The following is an 8,730-nucleotide window of genomic DNA, read 5'->3' as shown; positions in this document are numbered from 1 at the left end:
ATTATTTTATGTCTGAGGAGTTATTGCATGCCGCACGTAACGGTGATGAGGAAGCATTTGCTACCCTGTATCAAAAATATTTTCCACTTTTATTGCGTTTAAAGAATATGTATTATTTACGGAATTACGTTTATGAAGATTGGGAACAAGAAGCAAGGATAGCTTTGTACCAAGCTTTGAAAACTTATGAAAATAACAAGGGAGTCAGTTTTGGGAGCTATTATAAAAGTATTATCAGTAATCAGATCTATTCATTATTGAGAAAGCAAAATGCGCTGAAACGCAGAGATCAAAAAGATGAGATTTCGATTGATCAAAAAATCGAGACGGAGGGTCCAGATTTTTTAGCTGAGATCACGATGCAAGAACCGTTAGCGGTTCAGCATTTGTTGCTGCATGAAGCGATTGAAGACTGCCACATCAAATTTTCAAAAAAGGAAGCAAAAATATTCTATTACTATATGCAGGGAGCAGATTTTACGGAAATGGCAGAAGCGCTTTCTATGGATATCAAACAAGTAAAAAGTGCATACAGTCGAGTGAAATTTAAAATAAAACAACATTTAAAAAAATATAATGAGGAATAATTCATCAAATTATTAATGTTATTTTTATTTGTTTTTATTGCTTTTCTTTTTTTTGTATGGTAAACTTGAAAATTTTTAAAGCGTGTGGTATACTGGTAAATGAGGTGAACTGTATGCCAACAACTTTAGCTACAATCAAAAAAGATTTAGAAGGTCGTATCGGCAGCCCGATCATGCTGGTTGCTCAGACAGGAAGAAAGCGTCAAACAGAACGCCGAGGCGTTTTAACAGAAACCTATCCTTCAGTATTCGTTGTTGATTTGGATCCTGAAGAAAATTCTTTTGAACGAGTATCGTATAGTTACTCTGATGTACTTACTCGAACAGTCGAAATCGAATTTTTAACTGAAGCAGTTTAAAAAGCAGGCGAGCCTAATGTCGTATCAGGTTCGTTTGCTTTTTTGTTGATAAATCGGTATGCTGATGAAAAAGAAAAGTCGGAGGTAGGTCACATGAAGTATCACGTTAAACCATTTTCTGAGTTGAATACGGAAGAGTTTTATGCCATCGTCAAAGAGCGGATCGCTGTTTTTGTTGTTGAGCAAAACTGTCCATACCAAGAAGTCGATGAGATCGATGAACACGCATGGCACACTTATTTTAAAGATGATGATGGCAAGATTTCAGCGTATACAAGGGTCTATGAAGCACAAGATGCTATTCATTTTGGGCGGGTATTAGTGAATAAGGAGCATCGTAAAGAAGGCTTGGGGCGAAAAATCCTTCAACAAACGATCGCATTTATTCAAGAGAAGTATCCAAATCAGCCGATCGTTATTGGTGCACAAGTATATCTTCGTTCTTTTTATGAATCATTTGGATTCGAAGCAATCTCTGATGTTTACTTAGAAGATGACATCCCCCATATTGATATGAAGCTTGGATGATCGAGCATTTCGCAACCTAAAAAAGAGGAACAGAAGTGGGCATTTCTGCTCCCATCATTTATTCATGTTTAGAGACGGAGGTAAAAGTAAGGAATACTTTTGCCTCCGTCTCTTTTTATGCATTATATTTCTTTCTTTTCGTTGCTAGTATCTACAGCTGCTTGTGCTGTAGGACGCCCGTTGTTTTCTGCTGTTTGTTGAGCAAGTAAGTCGCGGATATCGCTAAGATAATCTTCCGCTGTTGGTGTTGCAGGAACTTCCTCTTCTTCTTTGGTAGAACGTAGATTTTTCGCATGATTTGCTGCTTTTACAACTAAGAATAAGATGAAGCCGGTAATGATAAATGTAATGATTGCACTGATGACGTCACCAAAAGCGAAGGTAACTCCTTTAGTAGGTGACCAGTCTAAAATAGACAACGCCCCCTCTAAATCAGATGTGCCAGTGATCATTGCGACTACCCAACCAACAAGGGGAGTAATCAATCCTTGCACGATCTGATTGACGATACTGGTAAATGCACTACCAATAACAACCCCGACAGCTAAATCTAATACGTCTCCACGCATGATAAACTCTTTGAATTCTTTAATCATAATTTTCCACCTCTCTTTTAATCTTAGTATAACGAAGAATAAAAAAATATAAAAACAACACGCATTTGTTGTAGAAGTCTTTAGTTAAAACACTTCTATGCTATACTATAAAGTGACTCTTAGATGCTGAAAAAGAGATTGACAGCAGAGCGTGCATATCAAATAATGCGCTAAATAAATCATGCAGGGGAACGGACTGCAAAAAAGGGGACTTTATTATGACATATCAACTAGCAGAGGGTGTCAACCTCCATGTGCTGCAAACAAAACAATATAAAACGGTTCGTATCTTTGTCCGATTCACAACACGTTTAGCAAAAGAAACCTTGACCAAACGCTCACTTTTGAGTAGCTTATTGGAAACAAACAGTCTGAATTATCCAGATCAAACACAACTCAGTGCCAAACTAGCAGATCTTTACGGGGCTAGCTTTGGATTATCTGTGAGAAAAAAAGGCAATCTTCACTGGCTGAATGCTGGAATCAGTTTCGTCAACGGCAAGTATGTGAATGATTCCGAAATTTTCAATGAAGCAGTGGAATTTCTAAAAGAAGTACTGTTTTATCCAAATATCAAGGAACAAAAATTCGATCAATTGACATTTGATCTGGAAAAAAACAATTTAAAACTTTATCTAGAAAGTCTGAACGAAGACAAACAAACCATGGCCTCACTGGCTCTGCAAGAATTGTACTTTGAACAGTCTGATGCTCAAAAAATCCCGAGTTTTGGGACAATTGAAGATCTAGAAGAATTGACTGCGGAAAGTTTGGCAACTTATTACCAAGAAATGATAGCAAACGATCAAGTCGATATCTTTGTCGTCGGGGATGTTTCGGAAGAGGAAGTTAAAGTAGCGTTAGAAAAATTACCTTTCACAGGTAGAACTTACGCACATCCAGAGATTTATTACACTCAGCCAAAAGTAAACATTATCAAGGAACGACAAATCCAAGAGCCTGTTGTACAGGCAAAACTAAATCTTGCTTATCAAACGGACATTTATTACGACCAACCAGAGCGCTTTTCGTTGATGGTGTTCAATGGCTTATTTGGTGGATTTCCCCACTCTAAACTATTCATGAATGTTCGAGAAAAAGAAAGTTTAGCTTACTATGCTTCAAGCAGTGTCGACACTTTTCGTGGATTTATGAGTGTACAAACAGGGATCGATGGAAAAAACCGCAATCAAGTGTTACGTTTGATCCATGAACAACTAGAAAGTTTACGCAATGGTGAGGTAACGGAGCTTGAATTAGCCCAAACGAAAGCCATGCTAAGAAATCAATACTTGTTGTCTCTCGATGCACCACAGGCTACGATCGAAACAGCTTATTTAGATAACTGGTTACCAGAAACACAATTGACAGATGATGAATGGTTGAGCCGAATGGAAAACGTGACAATCCATGATATCCAAAATGTTGCGCAAAAAATCGAATTGCAAGCTATATTCTTTTTGGATGGAGGAATGACAAATGAATAAAACTGAATACCCTCAAATCAATGAAACACTCTATCATGAGGTACTGCCTAATGGTTTGACTGTTTATTTATTACCGAAAAAAGAGTACCACAAGACCTATGGACTATTTAGTACGAATTATGGCTCGATTGACAATGAATTTGTTCCATATGGCAAGTCAGAGAAAATAAAAGTTCCTGATGGGATCGCTCACTTCTTAGAACATAAATTATTTGAAAAAGAAGATGGCGATGTCTTTCAACTATTTGGACAACAAGGAGCTTCTGCGAATGCTTTTACAAGCTTTACAAAAACGAGCTATTTGTTTTCAACAACTGATCAGGTGGAAAAAAATCTCACTACTTTATTAGATTTCGTTCAAGCACCGTATTTTACGGAAGAAACAGTCAATAAAGAAAAAGGGATCATTGGCCAAGAAATCCAAATGTATGAAGATGATCCAAATTGGCGTTTGTTTTTTGGGATTTTGAATAATCTTTATCCCAATCACCCATTGCACATTGATATTGCAGGTACAGTAGAAAGTATCGATAAAATTTCAGCTGATGATCTGTATACTTGTTACCATACATTTTATCAACCAAGTAACATGGTCTTATTTGTTGTGGGAAATTTAGAACCAGAACAGTTGATGTCAGTTATCCGAACGAATCAATCAGCAAAAGATTTCCCACCAGCACAACCGATCCAACGGTATTTTCCTGAGAATACACACGAGATCATTGCAAAAAGTGAGCTAGAAGCAGCTGTGAATCGAAATAAATTTGTTTTAGGAATAAAAGGGTTAGATATTTTGCCACAAGAAGGAAGCAAATTGCTTCGGTATAAAACAGCTATCAACTTGTTGTTCCAACTTTTATTAGGAAATACTTCACAAAATTATTTGAAAATGTACAATGAAGGACTGATCGACGACAGCTTTGGTTTTGAATTCACGTTGGATCGCGAATTCCATTTTGCCGATTTTAGTGGAGATACAGATCAACCAGAAGAAGCGGCGAAACAAGTCAAACAACTTATTCTAAACTTCGATAATGATCCAGAAATTACTGCAGAAAACTTAACACTGCTTAAGAAGAAAATGCTGGGACAATATTTCCAATCATTGAATTCAATCGAGTATATTGCCAATCAATTCACGCAAAGTCTCTTTGGAGAGCAAACGCTATTTGATCTACCTCAAATCATTGACTCTATTCAATTGGAAGATGTCCTACAGGTTGGTCGAACATTCATCAATAATGAAGCATTTAGTGAGTTTTACATGCAGCCAAAGAAAAAATAGGGAAAGTTAAAAAATTTCAATCTAACTCTTAAATTTCACTATAGAGTTAGGTGAAAGCTACCCTAGAATTGTCTGATTTGTGGTATTCTTTAGATAGATAGCCCAATCAGATGATTTCTATTGGGCAATAAGTCCTTGCTATTCTTTTGTTAGAATGGCAGACAACCAGTTTTTAAGGGACAACTGATTTGTAGAACTGGTTAGAATAAAAAGACTGGAGAAGATGAACGAGTGGCTTTTGAAACCATCGGGGAAAAATTAAGGCAAGCCCGCTTAAATAAAAAAATATCTTTAGATGAATTACAACAAATTACTAAAATCCAAAAACGCTACCTAGAAGCAATCGACAATGATGATTTTGATCAATTGCCTGGGAAGTTTTATGTTCGTGCATTTATTCGACAGTATGCCGAGGCAGTAGGAGAAGACGGAGATCATTTAGTTGATGTATTTGATGGAAAAAGCAAACTATCAGCTGGAACGATCGTTGAGCGTCCTGAACCTGAAACAGTAAATGGCTCTAGAAAAGCAATGCATCAAGAAGAATCACATCCTAGTAAATTTTGGACAAGTCTGCCGGTCATTTTATTGGGATTGGTCGCGTTAGCAATCATTGTAGTTGTTGGTTATATGACATGGCAAGATCGCCAAGCAGATCCTATCATTGGAGGAAGTGCTTCCTCTGTGACTGTGGACGGTTCAGTAGAACAAACCGCATCGTCTACGAAAGAAAGTACTCAAGCTTCTTCAACAGTTGAATCAACGACTGAGTCGACGGTTGAAGAGAAAAAAATGGCTATTACAGCTGGACAAGATACAGGAAGTGCTATTGCAGTATCCATTACCGATGCTACTAAGCCTGTGACGCTTGAATTCACCGCAGTAAATCGAGTGTGGATTGGCGTGATGGTGGACAATGCATATGTTTATCAAGGCACACTAGCAGCGAATGAAACGCAAAGCACGCAGTTGCCAGAAACGGCTACGAACGCGACGATCACATTAGGGGCAGCAAGCAATGCCACGATCAAAGCTAATGGCGAAGTCGTACCTGTCAATCCGGGAGAGAATAACCGGAGTCCAAAAAATGTCACCCTCGCTTTGCAATATAAGGAATAGGTTTCAGAACTGTTCTTGATAGATGGTGGCATGAAAACAGTAAAGTGAACAAAGACTTTAGAAATGAGAGCGATTCACGATAGGTGTTTCTCAAATTTTTGGGAATTCGGTTCATTTTTTCGAAGCAATTGTTTCTACCGCTTACTCAAATTTAGAGGATGAGATAAAAGTGATTTTTACTTTTGTTTCATCCTTTTTTTGTCGGATAATCTGAACGGCTTTTTCACAACCTTATCTATGGTGTTCAAAGAGCTGACCTTCAACAATAAGTCAAAAAATCTCAAAATATGGAAAGCTATTTCGAGATTTTCCTCCTTATTGCTCAGGTCAAAGCGCTCTTTTCACAACCTTTATCCGCGGTGTTCAAAAGCCAACTCCTTGAAATAAGTATGAATTTTTCAAAACATGGAGAGCTGTTTCGAAAAATTCATACTTATTGTCGGCGGAGCTGAACGGCTTTTTCACAACCTTCTATAAAAACTAAACAATATCGGTGGAAAGTTTAGATAGAGTCACGTAGAATAGGGAGGAAAGGAGTCGATACTGTGAATTTACCAAATAAATTAACTGTAATTAGAATTTGTATGATCCCGATTTTTATTTTAGTTGTCGGATTGCCATTGGATTGGGGTCAATTAACTGTAGGAGATACTACACTTGAGGTGACTCAATTGGTAGGAGCGATTATTTTTGCGATTGCTAGTATCACGGATTGGTTGGATGGAAAAATTGCTCGTGCACGTGGTTTAGTAACGAACTTTGGGAAATTTGCTGATCCTTTAGCTGATAAAATGTTGGTAATGACGGCATTTATCATGTTAGTTGGCCAAGGAAAAGCACCAGGGTGGGTCATCGCGATCATCGTGTGTCGTGAACTGGCTGTAACAGGGTTGCGCCTACTATTGGTCGAACATGGTGAAGTCATGGCAGCTGCGTGGCCTGGAAAAGTAAAAACAGCTACACAAATGGTTGCGATTATTTTGTTATTCATCAATAACATTCCGTTTAATCTAATCGGTCTTCCAGTTGATCAAATCATGTTATATGCTTGTTTAGTCTTTACCATCTATTCAGGAGTCGACTATTTTGCCAAAAATAGTGGCGTATTCAAAGGATCGATGTAATTGAAACCAGCAGTTAGTTTCCCTGAGAAAACAAACTGTTTAAGCAACAAAAAAACCGAAAATCCTCGGAAAAGCTTACCTTGAGGATTTTCGGTTTTTATGTTGGAGAGAGTTCAAGTATAAAAATGATACGCATAATTGAAAGAAGAGACAGAAAATATTTTTTAGTAAAGAAGAATGAGTCAAAAATTTTTTACTGTATTTGTGAAGGGGAAATGAGCAAATAATCAAAGAACCTTTTGACAAATAGCGTATACTATTTAAGTAGGGATTACTACAAGCGAGTAGACATGCAAACAGTTAAAGTTAAGGAAGCGATCAAGATGAAATCAGAAATTATTGCCGTAGGAACAGAGCTTTTATTAGGGCAAGTTGTCAATACCAACGCGACATTTTTATCAGAACAATTAGCAGATCTTGGGATCGACGTCTATTATCAAACAGTTGTGGGAGATAATCCTACACGTTTAGAAGAGTTGATTCAGTTAGCAGAAACGAGAAGTGAATTGATCATTTTGTGTGGTGGATTAGGACCGACAGAAGATGATCTAACAAAAGAAGTGACAGCAAAGCATCTTGGTAGAGAACTAATTCAAAATACAGAAGGATATAAAAAATTATTGACCTTTTTTGAAACAACGAAACGAAAGATGACAGAAAACAATTTGCAACAATCACAAATCATCGAAGGGGGAATCCCGCTACCCAATCGTACTGGTCTAGCCTTGGGTACATTTTTCCAAACAGAAGATCATGTGTATATCTTACTACCGGGTCCGCCAAGCGAATTAAAACCAATGTTCATCGAACAAGCGCGTCCGCTATTGGAAGAAAAATTTCCATCAGAAGAAAAATTGATTTCAAAAGTGCTAAGGTTTTATGGTATTGGTGAGTCACGTCTAGTAACAGAATTAAAAGATTTGATCGAAACACAGATCAATCCAACGATCGCACCTTATGCAAAACCCAACGAGGTCACTTTGCGATTAACTGTAAAAACCAAGGATGCACATGCAGGAAATCAAGCATTACTAGCTTTAGAAGAAAGAATCCAAGAACGAGTTGGCGAGTATTTTTATGGCTACGGGGATGACAATTCTCTGCCAAAAGTTGTCGTGGATCTCTTAAAAGAAAGGAACCAAACGATCACTGCGGCGGAAAGTTTGACCGCAGGAGCTTTTCAAGCTGCATTAGGAGATATCCCAGGTGTATCTGCCGTCTTTCCTGGTGGTTTTACGACGTATTCGTTAGAAACAAAAGCAAATTTTTTAACGATTGATCGCCACTTTTTAGAAAAATATGGAACAGTTAGTCAAGAATGTGCGGAGCAAATGGCTCTTCAAGCAAGAAAACTAGCAGGAACAGATTACGGGATTTCTTTCACTGGAGTAGCTGGACCAGATGAACTCGAAGGACAGCCCGTTGGGACGGTTTGGATTGCGTTAGCGTATGGAGACGAAGCAGTCATTTCACAGAAATATCGATTCACGAGAGACCGCGCAGCGATAAGACACAGCGCAGTAATGCAAGGATTTGATCTGTTAAGAAGACAAGTATTAAGAAAAAAATAAATGCGAATATTTGTTCGGTTTTTGCTTGCTTTTTGATAATAAAAACGATATGATTAGCTTAATGAATGTTGCAC

General features: G+C 37.8%; 9 protein-coding genes. 8 read left to right on the top strand and 1 reads right to left on the bottom strand.

Annotated elements, in window-relative coordinates:
- Positions 1-8: 8 nt before the first annotated feature.
- From ED2_RS07940 to ED2_RS07930, 3 genes are all read left to right on the top strand, one after another.
- Positions 9-587 (top strand): RNA polymerase sigma factor, encoded by a 579-nt coding sequence (locus ED2_RS07940; protein WP_005875103.1) that lies wholly within the window; start codon positions 9-11, stop codon positions 585-587.
- 113 nt (positions 588-700) lie between these two features.
- Positions 701-946, top strand: a complete 246-nt coding sequence (locus tag ED2_RS07935; RefSeq protein ID WP_005875105.1) for a Veg family protein — start codon at positions 701-703, stop codon at positions 944-946.
- A gap of 93 nt (positions 947-1,039) precedes the next feature.
- Complete coding sequence (locus tag ED2_RS07930; protein WP_005875107.1) at positions 1,040-1,474, top strand: GNAT family N-acetyltransferase; 435 nt, start codon at positions 1,040-1,042, stop codon at positions 1,472-1,474.
- Positions 1,475-1,596: 122 nt separating this feature from the next.
- Here the strand turns inward: ED2_RS07930 and mscL are convergent, their stop codons facing one another.
- The gene (gene mscL, locus ED2_RS07925) at positions 1,597-2,070 is read right to left on the bottom strand and encodes a large conductance mechanosensitive channel protein MscL (RefSeq protein ID WP_005875108.1); all 474 of its coding nucleotides are present in this window, start codon (positions 2,068-2,070) and stop codon (positions 1,597-1,599) included.
- Positions 2,071-2,288: 218 nt separating this feature from the next.
- Between mscL and yfmF the strand changes: the two genes are divergently transcribed.
- The 5 genes from yfmF to ED2_RS07900 all read left to right on the top strand — a co-directional run bounded on the left by yfmF (position 2,289) and on the right by ED2_RS07900 (position 8,656).
- On the top strand, positions 2,289-3,557 hold the full coding sequence (yfmF, locus tag ED2_RS07920) for an EF-P 5-aminopentanol modification-associated protein YfmF (RefSeq protein ID WP_016177766.1): 1,269 nt from the start codon (positions 2,289-2,291) through the stop codon (positions 3,555-3,557).
- Positions 3,550-4,842, top strand: a complete 1,293-nt coding sequence (gene yfmH, locus ED2_RS07915; RefSeq protein WP_005875110.1) for an EF-P 5-aminopentanol modification-associated protein YfmH — start codon at positions 3,550-3,552, stop codon at positions 4,840-4,842. Before yfmF ends, yfmH begins: the two co-directional genes overlap by 8 nt.
- A gap of 231 nt (positions 4,843-5,073) precedes the next feature.
- On the top strand, positions 5,074-5,961 hold the full coding sequence (locus ED2_RS07910) for a RodZ domain-containing protein (RefSeq protein WP_016177765.1): 888 nt from the start codon (positions 5,074-5,076) through the stop codon (positions 5,959-5,961).
- Between the two features lie 545 nt (positions 5,962-6,506).
- Complete coding sequence (pgsA, locus tag ED2_RS07905) at positions 6,507-7,085, top strand: CDP-diacylglycerol--glycerol-3-phosphate 3-phosphatidyltransferase (RefSeq protein ID WP_005875113.1); 579 nt, start codon at positions 6,507-6,509, stop codon at positions 7,083-7,085.
- 323 nt (positions 7,086-7,408) lie between these two features.
- Entirely contained in the window at positions 7,409-8,656 is a 1,248-nt protein-coding gene (locus ED2_RS07900) for a competence/damage-inducible protein A (RefSeq protein ID WP_025481399.1), read from the top strand.
- Positions 8,657-8,730: the final 74 nt, after the last annotated feature.

This window comes from Enterococcus durans NBRC 100479 = LMG 10746 (genome assembly GCF_001544215.1).
GTDB classification, from domain to species: domain Bacteria; phylum Bacillota; class Bacilli; order Lactobacillales; family Enterococcaceae; genus Enterococcus_B; species Enterococcus_B durans.
The sequence above is the reverse complement of the archived record's forward strand: the minus strand, read 5'-3'. Positions and strand labels throughout refer to the sequence as shown.

Coding starts and splice junctions, on each gene's coding strand:
- mscL (WP_005875108.1), bottom strand. CDS start 2,070: ATGATTAAAGAATTCAAAGAGTTTATCATGCGTGGAGACGTATTAGAT.
- ED2_RS07900 (WP_025481399.1), top strand. CDS start 7,409: ATGAAATCAGAAATTATTGCCGTAGGAACAGAGCTTTTATTAGGGCAA.
- yfmH (WP_005875110.1), top strand. CDS start 3,550: ATGAATAAAACTGAATACCCTCAAATCAATGAAACACTCTATCATGAG.
- ED2_RS07940 (WP_005875103.1), top strand. CDS start 9: ATGTCTGAGGAGTTATTGCATGCCGCACGTAACGGTGATGAGGAAGCA.
- ED2_RS07930 (WP_005875107.1), top strand. CDS start 1,040: ATGAAGTATCACGTTAAACCATTTTCTGAGTTGAATACGGAAGAGTTT.
- ED2_RS07935 (WP_005875105.1), top strand. CDS start 701: ATGCCAACAACTTTAGCTACAATCAAAAAAGATTTAGAAGGTCGTATC.
- yfmF (WP_016177766.1), top strand. CDS start 2,289: ATGACATATCAACTAGCAGAGGGTGTCAACCTCCATGTGCTGCAAACA.